General features: G+C 70.6%; 14 protein-coding genes and 1 pseudogene. 4 read left to right on the top strand and 11 right to left on the bottom strand.

What is annotated here, in order from left to right; all coding sequences use genetic code 11:
• Positions 1 to 106 precede the first annotated feature (106 nt).
• The 4 genes from ACFXGX_RS07080 to ACFXGX_RS07065 all read right to left on the bottom strand — a co-directional run bounded on the left by ACFXGX_RS07080 (position 107) and on the right by ACFXGX_RS07065 (position 8,374).
• Complete coding sequence (locus ACFXGX_RS07080; protein ID WP_384785811.1) at positions 107 to 2,323, bottom strand: bifunctional serine/threonine-protein kinase/ABC transporter substrate-binding protein; 2,217 nt, start codon at positions 2,321 to 2,323, stop codon at positions 107 to 109.
• A complete protein-coding gene (locus tag ACFXGX_RS07075; RefSeq protein ID WP_384785808.1) occupies positions 2,323 to 4,752 on the bottom strand; it encodes a bifunctional serine/threonine-protein kinase/ABC transporter substrate-binding protein in 2,430 nt (809 codons plus the stop codon). The genes ACFXGX_RS07080 and ACFXGX_RS07075 overlap by 1 nt, the downstream gene beginning before the upstream one ends.
• Positions 4,752 to 5,363 carry a hypothetical protein gene (locus tag ACFXGX_RS07070; RefSeq protein ID WP_384785805.1) on the bottom strand — a complete coding sequence of 204 codons (612 nt, stop codon included), beginning with the start codon at positions 5,361 to 5,363 and terminating at the stop codon, positions 4,752 to 4,754. Before ACFXGX_RS07070 ends, ACFXGX_RS07075 begins: the two co-directional genes overlap by 1 nt.
• 1,211 nt (positions 5,364 to 6,574) lie before the next feature.
• Positions 6,575 to 8,374, bottom strand: coding sequence for a S8 family serine peptidase (locus ACFXGX_RS07065; RefSeq protein WP_384786154.1), 1,800 nt, complete (start codon positions 8,372 to 8,374; stop codon positions 6,575 to 6,577).
• Between the two features lie 1,174 nt (positions 8,375 to 9,548).
• Between ACFXGX_RS07065 and ACFXGX_RS07060 the strand changes: the two genes are divergently transcribed.
• On the top strand, positions 9,549 to 10,391 hold the full coding sequence (locus ACFXGX_RS07060; protein ID WP_384785802.1) for a CAP domain-containing protein: 843 nt from the start codon (positions 9,549 to 9,551) through the stop codon (positions 10,389 to 10,391).
• 198 nt (positions 10,392 to 10,589) lie between these two features.
• Here ACFXGX_RS07060 and ACFXGX_RS07055 read toward each other — a convergent pair.
• The 3 genes and pseudogenes from ACFXGX_RS07055 to ACFXGX_RS07045 all read right to left on the bottom strand — a co-directional run.
• Positions 10,590 to 10,979: pseudogene (locus ACFXGX_RS07055) on the bottom strand (transposase); the annotation flags it as partial.
• Positions 10,980 to 10,992: 13 nt separating this feature from the next.
• Complete coding sequence (locus ACFXGX_RS07050) at positions 10,993 to 12,678, bottom strand: ribonuclease J (protein ID WP_384785799.1); 1,686 nt, start codon at positions 12,676 to 12,678, stop codon at positions 10,993 to 10,995.
• 508 nt (positions 12,679 to 13,186) lie between these two features.
• Positions 13,187 to 13,540, bottom strand: a complete 354-nt coding sequence (locus ACFXGX_RS07045) for a hypothetical protein (RefSeq protein ID WP_384785796.1) — start codon at positions 13,538 to 13,540, stop codon at positions 13,187 to 13,189.
• Between the two features lie 286 nt (positions 13,541 to 13,826).
• Between ACFXGX_RS07045 and ACFXGX_RS07040 the strand changes: the two genes are divergently transcribed.
• Together ACFXGX_RS07040 and ACFXGX_RS07035 are read left to right on the top strand one after the other, a co-directional pair.
• A complete protein-coding gene (locus tag ACFXGX_RS07040; protein WP_384785793.1) occupies positions 13,827 to 14,909 on the top strand; it encodes an AraC family transcriptional regulator in 1,083 nt (360 codons plus the stop codon).
• On the top strand, positions 14,906 to 15,286 hold the full coding sequence (locus tag ACFXGX_RS07035; protein ID WP_384785790.1) for a hypothetical protein: 381 nt from the start codon (positions 14,906 to 14,908) through the stop codon (positions 15,284 to 15,286). The genes ACFXGX_RS07040 and ACFXGX_RS07035 overlap by 4 nt, the downstream gene beginning before the upstream one ends.
• Before the next feature lie 140 nt (positions 15,287 to 15,426).
• Here the strand turns inward: ACFXGX_RS07035 and ACFXGX_RS07030 are convergent, their stop codons facing one another.
• The 4 genes from ACFXGX_RS07030 to ACFXGX_RS07015 form a co-directional block, all read right to left on the bottom strand.
• Entirely contained in the window at positions 15,427 to 17,091 is a 1,665-nt protein-coding gene (locus ACFXGX_RS07030) for a hypothetical protein (protein ID WP_384785787.1), read from the bottom strand.
• A gap of 120 nt (positions 17,092 to 17,211) precedes the next feature.
• Positions 17,212 to 17,367, bottom strand: a complete 156-nt coding sequence (locus tag ACFXGX_RS07025; RefSeq protein WP_384785784.1) for a hypothetical protein — start codon at positions 17,365 to 17,367, stop codon at positions 17,212 to 17,214.
• Between the two features lie 788 nt (positions 17,368 to 18,155).
• On the bottom strand, positions 18,156 to 18,599 hold the full coding sequence (locus ACFXGX_RS07020) for a hypothetical protein (RefSeq protein ID WP_384785781.1): 444 nt from the start codon (positions 18,597 to 18,599) through the stop codon (positions 18,156 to 18,158).
• Positions 18,600 to 18,643: 44 nt separating this feature from the next.
• A complete protein-coding gene (locus ACFXGX_RS07015; RefSeq protein WP_384785778.1) occupies positions 18,644 to 18,967 on the bottom strand; it encodes a hypothetical protein in 324 nt (107 codons plus the stop codon).
• A gap of 206 nt (positions 18,968 to 19,173) precedes the next feature.
• On the opposite strand from ACFXGX_RS07015, the gene ACFXGX_RS07010 reads away from it, so the two are divergent.
• Complete coding sequence (locus tag ACFXGX_RS07010; protein ID WP_382785311.1) at positions 19,174 to 19,377, top strand: cold-shock protein; 204 nt, start codon at positions 19,174 to 19,176, stop codon at positions 19,375 to 19,377.
• Positions 19,378 to 19,418 lie beyond the last annotated feature (41 nt).

Below are 19,418 nucleotides of genomic sequence, written 5' to 3'. Positions count from 1 at the left end.
GCGAAAGCAAGGAACGGGAGGCCACGCCCCAGCAAGGGAGTGGCGTGGCCTCCCCGCAGGCATCCCGGCCCCGTGTGCCGCCCACCGGCCTCACGGCCGTCCCGCTTCACGACACCGCGGCGTCCATGTAGTTCCCCAAGTACCGGAACGCTCCGTCGACGACCTTGAACTCGAACATCCCGTCGTGGCTGTAGCCGAACCCCGCCTCGTACTTGACCTTGCGGGTGATGCCGGAATAGGAGATCGCGGTCATCCGGCGGGCGATCGCGCCCCGTTCCGTCAGCGTGGCGCCGTCCTTGTCGCAGGCTCTGGCCAGGAACATCGCCGCGTCGTAGGCCTCCGCCGCGTACCAGCCGGGGTGGGTGCCGTAGCGGGCGCGGTAGGCCGCCGTGAACGCGCGGCCGGAGGCGCGGGCCGTCGGGTCCGTGAAGGACGCGGCGAAGACCCAGCCCGTCGCGGCGGCGCCGGCCGACGCGAGGAACCGTGGGTCGAGGGCGCGCTCCGTCGCCACCCGGGCGCCGGTGAACCGGGCTGCGGTCAGCGCCGACGCGAATCCGGCGGCCCGGGCCGCGTCTCCGGTGAAGACGACCGAGTCGGCGCGGGCGGCCTTCACCTCGGCGGCGAGCGACGCGTAGTCGATCCTCCCGGCGCCCACACGGCTCACCGTGACGTCGCGGCCGCTCTGCCGCAGCGTCTGCTCGGCCTGGTCGCATACGGTCCAGGCGAAGTCGTCCTGAGCCCGGTCGTCCACGAGGAACACATGACGGGCGTCGAGGTGGTTGCTGAGATAGCGGGTGCAGGGGGCGGCGAGAAGTTCGTACGTGACGTGAAGTGCCGCATGGCAGTGGAAGATGTTCGTGTCGAATGTCGAACTCCGCGTGTCGACGCCCACCGAGACGGACACGACGGGCATCACCGCTTGGGTGTACGTCTTCTCGCTGGCCCGGAAGCAGGCGTCCGTGGTGGGGCCCAGCACGCCGAGCACCTTCGCGTCCCTCGCCAGCCGGGCAGCCAGCTCGTCGGCCCGCCCGGCGTCACCTCCGTCGTCGTACGACCGCAGCTTCAGCCGGAACGTACGGTGGCTCCGCGCGTTGAGCTGTTCGACGGCCAGCCGGGCGCCGTTGAGCTGGGCCTTCCCGGTCTCCTTGTGGGCGCCGGTCAGATCGCCGTGGAAAGCCACGACCAGTTCTGGGCGTGGACGGCCGGTATCGGACGCCGTGGACGTTCCCGGCTTCGCCCGTGTGCTCCACCACCAGGCCCCGCCACCGCCCGCCGCGAGGAGTCCCGCTGTCGAGCCGAGGCGCAGGAAGCCGCGGCGGCCGAGCCCGCGCGGGGTGGGGCGGGCGGCGGTGACGGCCGTGAGCGTCGCGGCCCCGGGCGACGCCGTGTCAGAGGTGGCCGCGGACAGCTGGGTCGGCTCGATCGCTCCGATGCCGAGCACGGCGGCGGACCGGTCGTTGATCAGCCGGGTGACCGACGCGGGCAGCCAGTCGGACGGTTCGGCGGAGCCGGCGGTCGTTTCCTCCCCGAGGGTCGCCCGAAGGTGCGCGAGGCTCGGCCGGTCGGCCGGATCCTTGTGCAGACAGGCCCTCAGCAGAGGTGCCAGACCGTCCGGCAGCGCCGCCGGATCGGGCTCCTCGTAGATCGTGCGCAACAGCACCCCCGCCGCCCCGCCGCCGCCGAAAGGGCGCACCCCGGTCGCGGCGAACGCCAGCACGCACCCCAGCGAGAACACGTCGGTGGGCGGGCCGATCTCGCCGCCCCGCGCCCGCGCCTGCTCGGGCGACAGGAAGCCCGGCGAGCCGACGATCACGCCGCTGGAGGTGAGCGCGGTGGCGTCCGGCGCGCGGGCGATGCCGAAGTCGATGAGCCGTGGCCCGTCCGGCGCCAGCAGCACGTTCCCCGGCTTCACGTCGCGGTGTACGAGACCGGCCGCGTGCACCGCCTCGAGCGCATCGGCGAGCCGTGCGCCCAGCACCCGTACGGAAGCGACCGACAGCGGTCCGAAGTCCTCCACCGCCTCGGCGAGCGAGGGCCCCGGCACGTACGAGGTCGCCAGCCACGGTGTCTCCGCGTCGGCGTCCGCGTCCAGCAGCGGGACCACCCAGGGGCTGCCGACCTGCCGGGCGGCCTCGATCTCACGGCGGAATCGAGCCCGGAATCCGCTCTCGTCGGCGTACGACGGCCGGACCGTCTTCACCGCCGTGATCGCGCCGCCCGGCGCACGGGCCAGGAAGACCACGCCCATACCGCCGGCGCCGAGCCGCCGCAGCAGACGGTAGCGGCCGATCCGGGACGGGTCGCCAACCCGCAGCGGCTCCATCAGGCGGTGAGGGGCGCGGGACCGTCGTACACGAAGCGGCCCTGGTCCACTCGCCAGAGGAAGCCGCCGGTGCCGTCGATCACCATCATGCCGATCTTGTCGAAGGCGAACGTCTTGGTGATGCCCTGGTACTTTCCGGCCCGCACGGCCGTGAGCAGGTTCTGCCGGGTGCGGCTCTTCGACGGCAGCGCGGCCAGGGCCTTGAGCAGCATCCCGGTCACGTCGTAGGCCTCCGCCGCGTACCGGGGCGGCGCCTCCTTGAAGCGCTCGCGGTAGGCGGCGGCGAACGCGCGCGCCTCGGGTTTGCGGGTCGCGTCGATGACCGGCGCCACCATCACCCAGCCCTCGGCACTCTCCTGAGCCCACGTCAGGAACTTCTCGTCCAGCAGCGCCGGGCCGGAGACCCGCGCCCCCGTGAAGGCGCGTTCCCGCAGGGTCGCGGCGATCAGCGCGGCCCGGTCGGGCAGACCGGCGAAGAACACGGAGTCGGCACCGGCGGACACCACCGCGTCCACCGCGCCGCCGAAGTCGCGGCGCATCGCGCTGACCACTTCCGGCACGGACGGATACGGGATGCTGCCGAGCGCGTTGCTGAGGGAACTGGCCAGATTCGTCCCGTAAGTGCCGGCCGGCCGGTCGACGACGATGCCGACCTTGCGCGATCGCGCGGTGCCCCGCAGGTAGGCGCTCACGTAGATGGGCAGAACGGCGTCGGGCAGCCGTGCGTGCAGGAACGAACGGAACCCCTGGATGGACAGGGCGGTCGTGCCGGGGGACACCCCGACGACCGGCAGCAGCCCGGCGTCGTACGTCGCGAGCGCCGTCTGCCCGGTCTCGTCGGTGGTCGGGCCGACCACGGCGAGGACCGCCGGATCGTCGGTGAGCTGCGCGGCGACCCGCGCCGAGGCCCGCGGATCGCCCCCGTCGTCGACGGCCTTGACCTTCACGGTGAACGGGGCGTCGTCGCGCGCGTTGAACTCCGCGGCCGCGAGCCGCAGTCCGCGTTCCTGGGCCCGGCCCGTCGCCCGCTGCGGGCCGCTGAGATCGCCGTGCAGCGCGATGGTGTGCGTCGGCCGGCGCGAGGACGCGGCGGCAGGGCTTTCGGCTCCCGAGCCGTCGTCGCCGCGGTCGACCGTCCACCAGAGCCCGCCTCCGCCCGCCGCGAGGGCCACGGCCCCGCCGGCGAGCAGCAGGAAGCGACGCCGGCCGGCCGCGTGGGAGCTCTGCGGTTCCGCCGCCCCTGACGTCTCGCGCGTGTCGGGCTCCGCCGCGTCGGCGTCGGACGGTGTGCCGGACGGCGCCAGCGTGTGCTCGATGTCCGGCAGCGCGAGCGCGGCGGCCGAGCGCTCGGCGATCAGCCGGGAAACCGCCTCGGGCAGCCACCCGGCCGGTTCGTCGTCCCGCGATGTCGCCTTGGACGCCTCTTCGTCCCGTGCTGTGACCTCGGAAGCTTCTTCGTGGCCCGGTACGGTCTCGGACGTCGCCTCGTCCTGCGGCGTGATCTCGGACGCTGCTTCGTGGCCCGGTAGGGTCTCGGTCGTCTCCTCGTCCTGCGGCGCGACCTCGGACGCCTCCGCGCCCCCGGGTGCGGCGCTGGACGCCCCTTCGTCCCGGGCAGCGCCGTCGGCAGTCAGCTCCCGCACCAGCTCACCGGCATCCGGCCGCCGGGCAGGATCCTTCTCCAGGCAGCGGCCCACCACATCCAGCAGCCCCTCCGGCACCCCTTCGAGGTCCGCCGGGTCGTGGACGGCCCGGTACAGCAGGGCGTCGACCGCCCCGCTGCCGAACGGTGCCCGGCCGGTCGCCGCGAACGCCAGGACACAGCCGAGGGAGAACACGTCGCTCGCCGGGCCGATGCCGTCCCCGCCCCGCCCCTCGGCCTGCTCGGGAGACAGATAGCCGGGGGTGCCGACCACCATCCCTGTCGCCGTGAGCGTCCGGTCCTCCGGCGCGCGGGCGATGCCGAAGTCGATGAGCCGCGGCCCGTCATGGGCGATCAGCACATTGCCCGGCTTCAGGTCCCGGTGGACCAGCCCGGCCCGGTGCACCTCGCCCAGTGCCTCGGCCAGGCGGGCGCCGAGCAGCCGCAGACCGCGCTCGGACAGCGGCCCGTACGCGGTCACGGCCTCGGCCAGCGACGGTCCGGGCACGAACGCCGTCGCCAGCCAAGGAGCTTCGGCGTCCGGGTCGGCGTCCACCAGCGGCACCACACAGGGGCTGTCGACCCGCCGGGCGACCTCGACCTCGCGACGGAACCGCTCCTTGAAGCCCGGCTCCTCGGCGTACTCGGCGAGCAGCACCTTCAGCGCCACCAGCGCGCCGCCCGGGGTGCGCGCCAGGTACACCACGCCCATGCCTCCGGCACCGAGCCGCCGGAGCAGGCGATGGTCCGCGATACGCGCGGGATCCGACGAACGCAGCGGCTCCATCAGCTCTCTCCTCCGAGCTCGAACTCCACGCGGTTCAGCATCGCGACGGTGGCGCGCGACCCGTACGTTCCCAACTCGTTGTCCGAGTAGCCCTTGGCGCCCTTCACCGACACCGTCAGAGTCACCGTGCCGAGCCGCGTGACGTACCAGTAGTAGGTCTGCTCGCCGCTTCCGGCGAGATACTTGCCCATCTCCACGACCTGGTCGTCGGAGTAGGTGTTGCTCCCCTGGCCGTAAGGAGTGGCGGTCGAGATCAATTTGACGATCCGCTCGTCGGTACGGACCTGCTGCTGTCGGCAGCGCAACGGCTCCTCCAGCGTGGTGGCCAGCCGCTCGTCGGCCTCGCGCACGGTGGTGTGCACGGTGACCGCCGCGCTCACCTTGAGCTCACCCTTGCCGCCGGCGGCGGGGATCTCGCTGTAGCGGGACAGGGAAGCCAGGACGCCCTGGGGCAACGCACGCCGTTCCCATCGGCACTGCTCGTCCAGCACGGCGGCGGTGTGCGGGGCACTCACGGCCGGCCGCTGCGCCCGGAATTCCGCGCCCCACTCGGGCGGTTTCAGCGCGACGGCCGCCGCCAGCGCCTCGGCCCGGCTCTTCGTCCTGGGCACCTTGGCGGGGTCAGCCTGGAACGGTGTCTTGGACGACGCGTCACCACCTGAGGAGGACGCGGACGCGGCGGCCGCGGGAGAGCCGGACGCGGCCGCGGATTTCGAAGGGGCCGAAGAGCTGGGCCCGGCCGCTTTGCCGTCGTCCCCTGAACTGCAGCCGCCGAGCACCACTCCCGCGACCGTGGCTAACGCGGCGATCCGCCAAGGCCAAGTCCCCCTGCGCACAACGATGCTGTCACCGTTCATCCCCCACCGCCCCCTCGGTCACGAGCCCCCGCTCGCGTGTGGTGATCGTATCGACGGTGGCGAGGATCGGGAGGGCGGTTGCACGAAAGGGGGTCGAGCCGAGTAAATCGACCGTGGCGGTCGCTACTGGGATACCGCAGCGGTTTCTCACCTTCGCCGGCAAGACGACTGCGAGTCGGCGGGCCTGGCCGATGCAGGAGCTCTCGCCGCCCACGGCGAGCGAGGCCCCGAGCGGCAGGGCAGAGCCAGGCCGTCCACTGCCTATGCCCGCATGGGATTCATCCATCCTGCTCCGTTTCTGGCTCCCGCGGAGTACCCCCTCAACGTGGCGCGTACGCAGCGCAGCCCGTTGCCTCTGGCACAGCCAAGAGGACGCAGCCCTCATAGATGTTGAAGGGTGCCTGGCAGACACACACGACACGGCGGGGCAGTCTCGTCGACTGCCGATCGCTGAGACCGTCACTGCAGACCCTGGGGCTGGGGCCATGTACGGCTGACGGGGTGGTGCGCCCGCGAGCGCTTCCATCAGGTCGCCGGGTGATCCTGCCGGGGCTCGACGCCGCCGGACAGAGCTTCCGGGGCGCCGGTCAGACCCTCGGCCGCGCCCTCTGCGCCGCCGCGCGGGGGTCAGCAGGTCGAGCCGGCCGGCACTCCTCGGGGCCGCGGCGCGCGCAGCCGCGGCCCCGCTGCCCGTGCGGGCAGCGCGGACACGGCCCTGCGGCTCCTCAGGGAGGCGCACGGTGAACTGGACGCCGGCCCCAGGCCGTTCGCGGCCTTCCTGGAGGTCTCCGGCATATGGGCCCCAACCGCGGCGTTCACCGCTGCCGAGGCCCATATGCCCTCTGCCACCCGGCAGTTCGGAGCCCTGGCCGAACAGGCCGCAGCCCGCCTTGTCCGTGGCCGCGGGCAAGGAGCTGCCGCCGCGGCGCAGTGCGTGTTGTACGCGGGCGTCGCCGGGCCCTGCGCTAGAAGGTCAGGCTCCAGGCGTCGATCTTGCCTGTGTCGGAGGCGGCGTTGTCGTTGACGCGCAGCTTCCAGGTGCCGTTCGCGACCTCCGAGGAGGCGTTCACGGTGTAGGTCTGGGCGATGTTGTCGGCGCTGCCGCCGGCGTGGTTGTGCAGCGTGTAGACGGTGCCGTCCGGCGCCACCAGGTCGACCTTCAGATCACCGATGTAGGTGTGCTTGATGTCCACACCCACCTTGAGGGTGGCCGGGGCGTTGCCGGTCACGCCGGTTATGGCGATCGGGCTCTCCACGGTCGCGTTGTCGTTGATGGCGAAGTCCGCGAGGTTCTCGAAGTACTTACCGGGCGGCGGGGTGGTTCCGACGGCCTTGAGGGCGTCGACTTGTCCTTCGCCGAAGAACGAATTGTCGGCCGTCGTGCCCGTGCAGCGGCTGTCCGAGGGGCAGGCGATGTCGTTGGCCTGGGCGGCCAGCTTGGCGCGGATCTGCGCCGGGGTGATGCCCGGGTTGGCGCTGGCGATGAGTGCCGCCACGCCGACCACGTGCGGGGTGGCCATCGAGGTGCCGCTCTTGCTGCCGTAGCCGCCGCCGGGGACGGTGGAGTACACGTTGCTGCCCGGTGCCGCGACGTCGATGACGTCCTGCCCGTAGTTGGAGAACGAGGCCTTGGTGACACCCGTGCCGTTGGCCGCGACCGTGACCACGCCCGGCAGCTCGGTCGGGATGTCGAGGCAGGCGTTGGTGATCGTGCGGGTGACCGGCGTCGAGTCGTTCGGGCTCGCGGAGTCGGTCGTCTTGTGGGCGAGGTCGTAGTTCTCGTTGCCCGCGGCGGCGATCTGGAGGGAGCCCTTGCCCTCGGCGTACTCCTGGGCGCGCTTGACGCCCTCGATGATGGCGGCCTGGTCGATGTTGTCCGGGCAGTTGAACTGCCACGGGTCCGTGTAGTAGCTGTTATTGGTGACCTTGAAGCCGTGGTCACCGGCCCAGACGAAGCCGCAGATGGTGTTCTCGGCGAAGAAGAAGGAGTTGCCCGGCTCAGCGACCCGGACCGCGGCGATCTTCACCCCGGGGGCCACGCCGACGACGCCCTTGCCGTTCTTGGCCGCGGCGATGGTGCCCGCTACGTGGGTGCCGTGCGTGTCGACGTCCCGCCAGGCGCCGACACGGGTGTCGGGCTTGCCGTAGGCGCAGGAGACCGAGTCGGCCGCGTCGAAGTTGGGCGCCAGGTCCTGGTGCTGGTCGTCCACACCGGTGTCCAGGATGCCGACTGTGACGGAGGCGGAGCCCGGGTTCACGGCCCAGGCCTGGTCGGCCTTGATCTGGCTCATGTCGGCCCGGACCGGTTCTCCTGCCGGGGTCGAGGCCTGGGCCGGATTGGCCGGGAGCGCCGGGTTGTAGGCGTCGGCCGGGACGTCCGAGGTGCGCGTGGCGCCGACCTGCTGCACGCCGGCGACGCCGCGCATGGTGGCGGCGAATCCGCTGGACGCCGAGTGGGCGACGATCACGCCGATGGCGTCGAAGTTCGAGAAGACGGTGCCGCCGTTGGCCGCGATCGCGGAACGGACCGCCGAACTGTCACCGGGGGCGGTGATCACGAGGTAGGCACGCGTGCCGGCCACCCAGGCCGCACTCTGGGAAGCCGGCACGGCGGCCGGAGCGTGGGCCTTGGCGGCCGGCGCGGTGGAGGGGCCGATGGGGAGCGTGCCCGCGAGGGCGCCCGGGGCGCCGAACGTGAGGGCGGCACCGAGCGTGGCCGCCAGGACCAGCGTGCGTCTAGTCCGGCTGGATATGTGGGGTATCAAAGCGTCCTCCGGAGACGGCCCGGCCGTGCCGAGGGCACCGGCCTGGCCGTACGAAACGAGTGGTGAATGCAAGATGTCAGGCGCGTGCTCCCGTACGGAAGTACCTTTCCGTACAGGGGCGTTATAGGGGAATGGCTGAAAAAAGACGTACTCCGGGCGTCGGAGGGTCGGGATCCACCGGGAGCTCGGCGACGTCGACCGCACCCCGGCGTACGCCGCCGACCTGGTGCCGGCCATCGACGGGGTGGACCGGCTGCTGGCATGGCGGCTCACCGAGGTGCGCCCGCGGTTGGTGACGAGCCCGCCGGCGGGCAGGCCGTGCTGCTGCCCAGCCGCCGGCACACCCTCGAGGGCGAGCGGCGTCCGGCCTGTCCGGTCACCCTGCGCGACGGAGACCAGCGTCCGGAACCCGTCCCACTGGGGCTCCATAGCGCACCCCGGCCGTAGATCGGGCTCGGGCACGGGGGGCACAGCATCGGGTCTGGCAGCATCCACGTCGCAGTGGATGCCTTCCACCAGGTGTCCCGGTGCTGACCTCTTGTCTTTACGCGGGGACCGAGGCGAGGGCGTGTTCGTCGCCCAGCGCCCACGTGGAGTTCGGCGTCCAGGGCGGCCTGACAGCCGCTGGCGGCGGCGGTGATGGCCTGGCGGTAGGTGTGGTCGACGACGTCACGGCGTCTACGCCGGCGGCCTCGACGCGCTCCTGCGCACGGTCACCGCCGCATGACCGCACCCCGGACGCCGGACACCGAACGAATTGTGGGGAAGGTCGGTGACATCCCTCACGTGCCTGGTCCCTATCAACGTGCCGCGATAGTACGTGGCGTATGGCCGATATAAGCGGATCTGGCATATGGAAGCAGGGCATACGCGGCACCTCGGCCGGGGTCGCCGGTCCGGGTCACTGGCATCGAGCCGCAGGACCGCCTCTGCCGTCCTTCTGACGAAGTGTGAGGCACCATCGGCGTCCGGCGCGGCGGCCCGGCACAAGCCAGGGCCGGATTCAAGGGCGCCCCTCGCCTACTAGGCGAGGTAGTGGAAAGCCCCCGTTGCCGTGCCCTCCCGCGGCTTTTAACAATGACGGCCCGCAAGGCGTCCCCGCAGGTCAAGCGCAGTGTCTGTGCGAAACCGAGCCCGCCGGAGGCGCAAGGAGAGTCGACCGAACGAGGTCCGCATGAGGAAGCACCGCAGGAAGACGCGCCGCCAGCCAATAGGCGTCGCCGTCCTGGCGATGGGCGCGGTGGCGGTGCCGTCGGCCGCCATGGCGTGCATGGGCGACGAAGGAGCCGATGCCACCACCGCCACGTCCAGCAGTCCCTGGACGGACGGGAGGAAAGCGTCCTGGGACGGACACCGGACGGACGGGAGGAAGGCGTCCTGGGACGGACACCGAGGGCGGTACGTCCGGACCGCGAAGCCCACGGCAACGGCTTCGCCCTCGGCCTCTCCGACGACCTCTCTCAAGACTGAGGCCCCCGCCCCGGAGAAGGCCAAGGCGCCCGTCTCGAAGGCGACCACCCCGCCCGCCCCGCCGAGGACCGCCACCGCGCCGAAGCCGACCGCCGTGCCCCCCTCGACGACCGCCGCACCGAAGCCGCCCACCACCACGGCCCCCGCCGCAGGCACGGCGTCCCCCGCGTCCGCCGCCGTCGCCCGCGTGGTCGCCCTGGTCAACAGCGAGCGCGCCAAGGTCGGTTGCTCCCCGGTCGCTCTGAACGCGAAGCTCTCGCAGGCCGCCCAGGCCCACAGCGCGGACATGGCGAGCCACAACACCATGTCGCACACCGGTTCCGACGGGTCCGACCCGGGACAGCGGATCACGCGCGCGGGTTACCTCTGGAGCAGCTACGGCGAGAACGTCGCGTACGGGTACTCCACGCCCGAGCAGGTCATGGCCGGCTGGATGGCCAGCGCAGGCCACAAGCGCAACATCCTGGACTGCGGCTTCAAGGAGATCGGCGTGGGGGTGGCCCAGCCCGGCAACTACTGGACGCAGGACTTCGGTACGACCCGCTGACGCTCACGACGCCCACGCCCGTCACGGCCCGCCGACCATCACGCCAGCCGCGGTCGCTCCGCTCGCTCCGGAGCGGCCCGCAGCCGGCGTGGAAGCCGTTCTGTCCAGGGCTCAGGTACTGCCCGAGTCCGGGGCGCCAAAGAAGAATGAAACGTGAGGGCCCTGATGGTGGGCACCGAAGAAGCCCGGCTGGTCGTGGTCCGCGGCCCAGCGTTTCGGGATCGGGGTGAATCCCCTGGCACCGGGGGTGCGTTGAGTGATTTCCATGTCAATACCGAGGGTGGCCGCGTGTTCGACGAGGTGCTGGCGGTAGCCGCCGTCGACCCACACCTCGCGGATGCCGGGGTGTTCGGCCGCGACCTGGTCCAGGAGTCTGGCGCGGGCGACGGGGTCCTGCTTGCTCGCCGCTGTGACCAGCACGGCAAGCAGGAGCCCGATCGTGTCCGTGACGATGTTCCGCTTTCTGCCCACGATCTTCTTCGCGGCGTCGATGCCCTGGCCGGCGGCGGGAACGCTGGTGGACGTCTTGGCGCTCTGGGCGTCAATCACACAGGCCGATGGTTCGGCATCCCGTCCCTCACTCTCCCGCAGGAGCTGGGACTCAGGCGTCGATGATGACGGGGATGATGAGGGGCCTGCGGCGGTAGGTGCGAAACGCCCAGTTCGCCACGGCGCGGGCGATGAGCTGTTCGAGTTGGATCGCGTCCCCGACACCTTCGTCGGCGGCGGTGGCCAGGGTCTTCTCGATGACGGGGATGACCGGCTCGAAGGTGGTGTCGTCATGGGCGAAGCCGCGGGCCAGGAAGTCGGGGGCTTCGGCGAGGGCGCCGGTGTCGGCGTCGACGATCGCCACCACCGTGACCACACCCTCTTCCCCAAGCGTGCGGCGGTCCTTGAGGGAGGCTTCGGTGACGCCGCCGACCTCCATCCCGTCCACGTAGACGTAGCCTGCGGGGACCTTCCCGGTGATGGACGCGCGGCCGTCAACGAGGTCGACGACGACGCCGTCCTCGGCGATGACGACCCGGTCCGGGTCGACACCGGTACGGATGGCGAGGTCGCCGTTGGCCTGCAGGTGGCGCCATTCGCCGTGCACAGGCATGACATTGCGGGGTTTGACGATGTTGTAGCAGTAGACGAGTTCGCCGGCGCTGGCGTGCCCGGAGACGTGGACCTTGGCGTTGCCCTTGTGGACCACGTGGGCGCCCCACCGGGTAAGCCCGTTGATGACGCGGTAGATGGCGCTCTCGTTGCCGGGGATGAGGGAGCTGGCGAGCAGGACGGTGTCGCCCTTGCCGATACGGATCTGGTGGTCGCGGTTGGCCATCCGTGACAGCGCGGCCATCGGTTCGCCCTGGGAGCCGGTGCACACCAGAGTGATCTTGTGGTCCGGGAGCTTCTCCAGCTCCTTCGTGCTCACGACCAGACCGGACGGGATCTTCAGATAGCCCAGGTCACGGGCGATGCCCATATTGCGGACCATCGACCGGCCTACGAAGGCGACCTTGCGGCCGTGCTGGTGGGCGGCGTCCAGGACCTGCTGGATGCGGTGTACATGGCTGGCGAAGCTGGAGACGATGACGCGGCGCGGCGCGGTGCGCAGCACCTGCTCGATCGCCGGGTTCAGCTCACGCTCGGAGGTGGTGAAGCCGGGTACTTCGGCGTTGGTGGAGTCGGTGAGGAACAGGTCCACGCCCTCCTCGCCGAGGCGGGCGAAGGCACGCAGATCGGTGATGCGGTCGTCGAGAGGGAACTGGTCCATCTTGAAGTCGCCGGTGTGCAGCACCATCCCGGCGCCGGTGCGGATCGCGACCGCGAGGCCGTCCGGGATGGAGTGGTTGACCGCCACGAACTCGCAGTCGAAGGGCCCGAAGCTGCGCCGGTCGCCCTCCCGCACGCGTACCGTGCGCGGCCGGATGCCGTGTTCCTTGAGTTTGGCCTCCAGGAACGCCAGCGTCAGCTTGGAGGCGACGATGGGAATGTCGGACCGCTCGCGCAGCAGGTAGGGCACGCCGCCGATGTGGTCCTCGTGGCCGTGGGTGAGGATCACGGCCACGATGTCGTCCAGCCGGTCCCGGATGGAGGTGAAGTCCGGAAGGATTACGTCTACGCCGGGCTGGGTCTCTTCGGGGAACAGCACGCCGCAGTCGACGATGAGCAGCTTGCCGGCGTGCTCGAAGACGGTCATGTTGCGGCCGATCTCGCCCAGGCCGCCCAGGGCGATGACCCGCAGCCCTCCTTCGGGAAGGGGCGGAGCGGCTTTCAGCTCGGGGTGTGGATGACTCATACCTGGACGTTACCCGGAGAGTGGGACGAGGTGATCCATTGCCTGGGCGATCTCTGCCTCCTGCCGAGCGGATCGAGCAGCTGGCCAACGACCGTCCTACCGGCCGTCTGCTGGGCTCCGGCTCCTAGTGCTCCGGCAGCGGTTCGCTATTTGGCCTGGTCAGAGGCGTTGTCGGTAGTGACAGTGCCGGGCCACGCCCTGGGTGATGTGCCTCATCCAGCCGATGTAGCGGCGAACTTCGAACTGGTCCAGGCCGCATTCGTTCTTGGCGGCCTGAAAGCATTCCTCGATCGCCCACCGGCGCCCGGCAACGGTCCGAGACGCTGCCCAGAACTCGCAGCAGCTCAAGCCTGACCAGCATGTTGTGTCCCGGGTGCTCCTCGACCGGTTCGCCGAGTCGGTGGGGTCCACGACACGGTCCGCAACGCCATCGTGCTGCACCTGGTGCGGAGCATCCCCGCCCTGATTCTGTCCGACCCGGACACCGCCGCACCTACCTCGGAGCAGATCAAGGCTTCTGCACAGGCGCGGCTGGACGCCTTGGCTCCATCGATCCGGGCGGGACGGACGGGTGTGACGGCCCAGACGGGTGCGGCACTCCCGACGAGAGCGACGGCCCGGACCGGTCGGCCGTCCGCGGCGGCCCGGACGGGTCGGACGGGGACGGCGCCCCGGGCAGGTCTTGGCAGTCGCAGGCGCGTTCGTCGCGGCGCCGCAGGGAGGTCATCCATGTGCCCAGCCCGGCCGCGACCAGCACGACGACGACGACCAGCGCCAGCTGGTTGGTGTCGGCGACGACGATGGCGAGCAGACTTCCCGCGCTGACGGCCATCACGGCGCCGCCGCCCCGCACCACTTTCATCGGCCGCTCACTCCCAGGTCCGCTCCCCATGGGGAACGGTTCGAGGCTAGCCGCGGAACCGGTCGGGCGGGTACGGCGAAGGGAGCGCCCGGCAGGGCATTTGCGCAGTTCAGAAGCATGTATGAGCCGTCTGGGCGGCGTAGGCCGTCCCGACGGGGTGCGCACGTGTCCCGAAAGGGTCATGCCACTGGGTCCGCCGAGTGATGTCCGCATCCGTCCGGCGCCGCACGTTTGATCTGGGGCGCCCGGGAGCTTAGCTGGAGGACCAGCACCCCGGAGTGTGTCCATGGAACCTCTCGTTCGCAGCGCCGCACTGACCGGCTACCCGGAGCTGTGCCGTGCCCTCGGGGTGGATCCGAGCGCGCTGCTGCGCCGGGCGGGCGTGGACTCGCACGTCCTCGCCGACCAGGACCGCTGGCTGCCGGCCTCGGCGGTGGCCGGGCTGCTGGAAATGGCGGCCGACGCCTGCGGCCGGCAGGACTTCGGTCTGCGGCTGACCGAGCAGCGGCGCCTCGCGAACCTGGGCCCGGTCAGCCTTCTGGTGCGGGAGGAGCCGGACGTGCGCAGCGTGGTCCTCCTGCTGATCCGCTACCAGCGCATGTACAACGAGGCCCTACGCGCCGATCTGCACGAGGACGGCGCGACGGCGACGTTGCACATCTCGCTGGACATCCCGGATGCGCGGATCCGGCAGGCCACGGAACTGGTCGTCGGCGCCTACCACCAGATCCTCGCCGGTTTCCTCGTGCGGCGGCCCCGGCCGTACCGGGTCTGCTTCACGCATCCGGCGCCCGCCGATCTCACCACACACCACCGACTGTTCGGTACGGCCCCCGTATTCGTCGCGGCCTTCAACGGGATCGTGCTGCCCACGGCCGCGCTGGAGGTGCCCAACACCCACGCCGACCCGGTGCTGCGCCGCTATGCCCGGGAGTACGTCGACCTGCTGGCACAGGGCGAGGACCCGTCCGCCCCGGAGCGGGTGCGCCGCATCATCGAGATCCTGCTGCCGACCGGCCGGTGCAGCGCGAACCAGGTGGCGCGCAGCCTCGGTGTCGACCGCCGTACCGTGTACCGGCGGCTCGAAGGGTCCGGCGAGACGTTCTCGTCCGTCCTGGACGCCACCCGCGTCGACCTCGCACGCCGGTTCGTGGCCGACGAGAACCTGCCCCTGACCGAGGCCGCCCGCCTCCTCGGCTTCGCCTCCCCGGGCGCCCTCTCCCGCTGGTTCCGCACCCGCCTCGGCACCAGCCCGACCCGGTGGCGCGCCAGCCCGGGCGTCCGGCCCGGGCATCCAGACCCGCCGCACGGTCGAGTCCTGCCGACTCTGGCCTCGGCATGTTCGGCGTCGGTCATGCTGGACCAGTGACTGACGTTTCACCGGGTGCCTCTGTGGAGGACTTTGCCAATGGCCTCGACCCGTACATGCGGCGGATCCTCGGCGCTGCCGAGGATCCGATCGGGGTGGTGGGGGAGGTGATGGGGCAGCTGATCGAGCCGCCGTACATCGAGCAGCTCCGGGGTGTCGGCGAACTGTACGGTGTCTGGGGCGAACTCTCGGACATTGTGGATGGTTACCCCGTCGACTACGGCCCGGACGCTGAGACCATCGCGGTGCGGGAATCCCGGCAGGCTGCTCAGGACTGGCTTGACATGCCGCACACCACAGCCGGGCTCCAGGAATACATCGAGCAGTGGCTTGACCGCCTCAGATCGATGCCGGAGCGCTATCGCGCCAACGGGTAGCCGCGCCGGGGTCGGTCAGCCGCTCGCGCGTGCAGCCGACTCCGGTCATCTCGCACCGTGTCGCCCTGGCGGCCGGCCCCGTACTCACCGGGCCGGCCGGACTGTCAGTGCGGTGCGTGCTTGATCCGTTGTGACGCGGGTCAGCGAACGTCGACGTAGTCGGTGACCCTGGTGCTCGTGAGGTAGTGGCTTCCGGTCTCGCGGCTGAGGGCGAGGGCCCAGGTGCCGTCCTGTTTGGCGGTCACCAGGCCGGTGAGGTGGCCGTTGTGGTCGCTGGCCAGTTCGCAGACGTAGCGGTAGGTGGTGGAGCCGCGGGGCTTGAAGTAGAGGGTGGGCGAGCCGCCGGAGAGCGGCTTCCAGGTGGTGCCCTTCTTGTACTGGAGGATGCCGCCGAAGCTGATGGACTGCCCCTTGCGCACGGTGTCGGAGGAGGCGTGGAAGCCGGTGATGCGGGTGGCGTAGCGGTAGAGGTGCACCGGCTCTGTGGTGCTGGTGCCCAGGTCGGGGTTGCCGTTGAAGCGCGCCCGCCAATAGGCGTCGGTGTCCGGCTTGGTGAGGGTGCGGGCGAACGTCTCGTCGAACAGGGGTCTGTTGTGGTGGATCGGGACGGGAACAGTGGCGGCGTCCTTCCAGCCGCTCTTGCCGTCCTTGGAGTACTGCAGGGTGACGGTGGGGTTGGCGGGCCAGTGGGCGCGGGTGTCTTCGAAATAGACGTAGCCGTGAGTTTGCAGGGCCCCGTCATCGTCGAGTGATGCGCTCAGCCCGATGTGCGTGGTGTAGGCGACGTGGAGGCTGAGGGGTTCGGTGGCGGTCAGCTGGAAGGGCATGTCGTACGTGCCTGCGACGAGTTCGCCGCTCGTGGCGCCGCCGCCCGAGGAGGGGACTTGCAGGGTGTAGTTGCCCTGACTGTCGGTGGTCGTCTGGCCGGCCAGATGCGCCCGGTCCTGCAGCGTGATCGTGGTGTGCGGCAGCGGTTGCCAGCCCGAGGTGGTCTGGATCTCGGCGTGGCCGGTGACGGTCCCCGTCGCGCCCTGTTGCAGGTTCAGGGCGTGGGTGCTGGCCGTGAAGCGGATCGGTGCCGGTGCGGTGTGCAGATCCAGAGGGTCTGACCCCAGATCGATCGCCCCAGGGTAGCTGTCGGACGCCTCGGGCGATGTGTACAGCCGGAAGGTCTGCGTCGTGGGGACGAACGCCGCAGTGAAGCGGCCGTCGGTGCCGGTCGTCGTGGTGGTCCAGGTGCGCCCGGGGCCGCCGACGACGATGGGGATGCCGGCGGCGGGAGCCGGGGTGCCGGGGTCGCGTGGGTCCCGGGCGACGGCGGCACCGCTGACGGAGACTTCCTGGTGGAGGTAGTCCGGCACGCTCGGGGTGGCGGTGAGGCCGGTGACGGTGATGACGGTCTGGTAGTGCAGGGTGTGCGGCGAGAGGGCCCCGGTGACGGTGGCGCCGGAGGCATCCTGCAGATCGACGGTCACCCGGTAGTCGCCGAGTTCGGCCAGGTGCACCGGCGCCCGCCAGACGCCGGAGCGGGCGTCCTGCCCCGAGTACTGGGTGAAGTCCTCGGTCGATCCGGCCTCCGGGGCTCCGTCCGGTGCGTCCAGCGGGGAGAAGTGGGCTGTGATGCGGGTGAGCGGGCTGTCGGAGTGTGCCGTGACGAAGAGCAGGCCCGGTTCGTACCAGCCGTCGGCGTCGGACAGGACCGGACCGTCGGTGGTGCCGTCCGCGTGGGCCGTGGCGGTTCCCGTGAACAGGGACGCGGACAGGGCGGTCGCCGTGGCCGCGGCCAGGAAGGTGCTGCGTCTCATGAAGGTTCCCAGGGCAGAGGTGGGTTGCGTGGGCGGAGCCGGATTCCGGATCCGTGTCGGGCGCCGCCCGCATCCGGGGGAGTCCGGGTGCGGGCGGCGGTACGCGATGACGGTCAGGTGTCAGTTGAGCTGGGCGACCTTGGGCAGGTCATCGGCGGACGCGGCGTCGGCCGGGGGAAGAGCAAAGGGATAGACGCGGACGTTGCTGATCGCGCCGTTGGTGTATTCGCCGTAGGTCCCGGAAGCGAGTCGTACAGGCCGACGAGGTGGGTCCACCGGCCGGCGACCGGCTTGCCGCCGTACGTGGCCCGCCAGACGGCGCCGCCGGCGTCGGTGCTGTGTCTGCCGAAGGCCCAGGACTTGGCGCCGTGGGAGTAGTACACAGCAACAGCGCGCCTTGGGCGGTTGCGTATCGGAGGTCTCAACACCTCGCGGGCTTCCTTCGGTTCGAGGGGCAGCGGGTTGAAAGAGCCCGGTTGCCGCAGTGATCTGAGAAGTGATCAATTCCGGCACAGAAACTACACAGCATCTTTCATAGGCATGCATGGCTTCTCCCTGGAAACGGCAAAGTGTCTTGAGCTGTGATCATGAAGCTACCTAGCCTCCGGTTCGATCACTCACCTGTGATCGAACGGTGTAACGGCCCCTCAAGAGGGCCGTGTCGTCGGGGGTTTACGCGTGAGTGGCAGACGGCGCTGGTTCGCGGGGACGTGGCACCGGAAGTTCCTCGGCGGACTCGGGCTGTGGACGCCCCGAAGGGTTCGGCCGATGCCGCACCCCAAGCAAGATCACGAAGTACGGCTGGAGTAATAGGAGCACCTCGGCGGCCGCCCACCGATCGGGAATCGTCCGTGTCGTTGCGACGTCCAGTGGCCCACGTCGGGAAGGGGTGCGGCCCGGCCCTGCCAGAGCGCGGACACGGGCCGGGCCAGGGCTGAGAACCCTAGATCGGGCAGCGGTATCCAGGTGCGCAACGTTCACGCATCAGGTCCACTCCCACGTATGCGACCTTTCGGTGCAACGATCTGTCCCGGCACGACAGTGTGCCGTCAGTCGGATGTCTCTCAGTCGGTGGTGAACAGCTCGCATTCGAGGAGGCCGGGGGCTGCGCTGGCCGACCAGCGGTCGGCTTCGGCCAGTTGGTTGGCGGCGGCGTGCATGAAGGAGAGGTAGACCTGGTAGCGGTGGGGCGTCCAGTTGCTGTCGGACCAGACCCGGGCGGCGACCGAGCCGTCCGCATCGTGGCCGCTCTCGCGGCCGACCGCGGCGGCCATCTGCCGCAGGCGTCTGGCCAGTACGCGGTCGAGGATGAGCGGGCGCGGTCCGTGGGCGGGGCGGTACGGCGGTGCCGGTGAAGTAGAGGAACTTGGTGAAGAAGGCCGGCCCGAGCCGGGAACCTGCCGGTGGAGTGCGGCGTATGCCTGTGGGGAGCCGTGATCGCGCCGTGCGGTTACCGCGGCGGCCAGCGCCGCGTCGAGGCCGGCGAGGCGAGGATCCCGTCCCCTCACGGTGTGAAGGCGAGGATCAACCAGGTCGTGGCCATGCCGAACGTCTAGATCCAGTTGGCCCATCCGAAGGTGAAGAGGTAGGACCGCCAACAAGCGTCCACACCTCGGATGCCTCGAACGAACATGACCGCAAGGGTCATCAGGAACAGCGCGCCGAAGACTCCGACCACGAGGCTTCCGGCAACGGGACCCGCGAAGAGGCCCAGGACCACACTGGCGGCGATCACGACGGCGACCCCGAAGTGCGCTGCGGGCATGTCGGCACGGGCGGCCTCCCTCAACGCCGCCCGCGTGGTCCGCATGTCGGACTCGTACCGCTCCCGCGCCGCTTCCGGATCGGCCGCGGATCCCTCAGGCCAATGTCGCACCGTCATTCCTCCCGTTCATCGGTCGCCCCGACCGGCCGCACGGTTCTCCAAACGCCTGGTAGATCATGATCCACGTCACTCTCCAGCCACGTTTCATGGTGGCTGCTTTGTGGGGTAGAACGTAGGTCGGGTGCTGGCCGGTGACGGGCAGCCCCGTCTCATGGACCAGCCGGGGATGTTCCTCGGCGATATCGAAGGACAGCAGTATGGCCAGCGGCACCGTGAAGTGGTTCAACTCCGAAAAGGGCTTCGGTTTCATCGAGCAGGACGGTGGCGGCCCCGACGTGTTCGCCCACTACTCGAACATCTCTGGCAACGGCTACCGGGAACTGGTCGAGGGCGAGAAGGTCTCCTTCGACGTGACCCAGGGCCAGAAGGGCCCCCAGGCGGAGAACATCGTCCGCGGCTGACCCAGGTCGGAGCGGAGAGCGGGCCCGGCTGTCGCCGGGCC

Origin of the sequence: Streptomyces sp. NPDC059371 (genome assembly GCF_042751995.1) — a bacterium.
In the GTDB taxonomy this organism is placed as follows: Bacteria; Actinomycetota; Actinomycetes; order Streptomycetales; family Streptomycetaceae; genus Streptomyces.
The sequence above is the reverse complement of the archived record's forward strand: the minus strand, read 5'-3'. Positions and strand labels throughout refer to the sequence as shown.